The sequence below is a fragment of the Burkholderia sp. Ac-20349 genome, from assembly GCF_017104865.1.
Classification (GTDB): domain Bacteria; phylum Pseudomonadota; class Gammaproteobacteria; order Burkholderiales; family Burkholderiaceae; genus Burkholderia; species Burkholderia aenigmatica.
Genome location: NZ_JAAGPM010000366.1, coordinates 1 through 687 on the forward strand (window position 1 = coordinate 1; position 687 = coordinate 687).

General features: G+C 60.7%; 1 protein-coding gene. It reads left to right on the forward strand.

Annotation, left to right across the window (positions count from 1 at the left end):
* Positions 1-254: 254 nt before the first annotated feature.
* A partial coding sequence (locus G3N61_RS39260) for a contractile injection system protein, VgrG/Pvc8 family (RefSeq protein ID WP_277405139.1) occupies positions 255-687 on the forward strand: 433 nt, incomplete at its 3' end.

A 687-nucleotide genomic window follows, 5' to 3' on the forward strand; every position in this document is an offset into this window, starting at 1 on the left:
TCGTCAATATCAACACCGCGCTGCCGCACGCGCAGGACCCCAGCAAGGCCGAGTACACCCAATTGGTGAAGGTCTCCATGGCGTACCGCAAGATCACCTGGACTCATGCGATCGCCGGTACCGAGGCTTCGGACGACTGGCGCAAGCCGCAGGAAGCCTAAGTTCGGGCGATCCGAGCGACCAGTGCATACGTCGGTCGCTCGGCGCACGTGTAGATCGACGGCTCGATCATGGACTGGTAAGGAATGCTTGTGATGATGTCATCCGACCTGCGTTTTACCTTCACTGCTGGCGACGAATCATTCGAGGTCGTCGAGTTCACGCTGCATGAGGGGCTGTCCGAGACCTTTCGCTTGCAGGTTGAACTGGCCAGTGCCAATCCGGCCATCGACTTTGGACAGGTGCTCGATCGGAATGGGCTGTTGACCATCTGGCAGGGTGGCCAGCCCGTACGCTACGTGCATGGTGCGGTTTCGTCGTTCGTTCAGGGCGATACCGGTTTTCGACGTACTCGCTATTCGGCGGTGGTCGAGTCGCGCCTCGCACGCCTCAAGCTCTCGTCCGACTGGCGGATCTTCCAGACGCTCAGCGTGACCGAGATCGCAGCCGCCGTTCTCAAGGCCCATGGCCTGACGATGGACTACGAGCAACGCGCCACCAACGAACACCTCGCCCGCGAGTACTGTG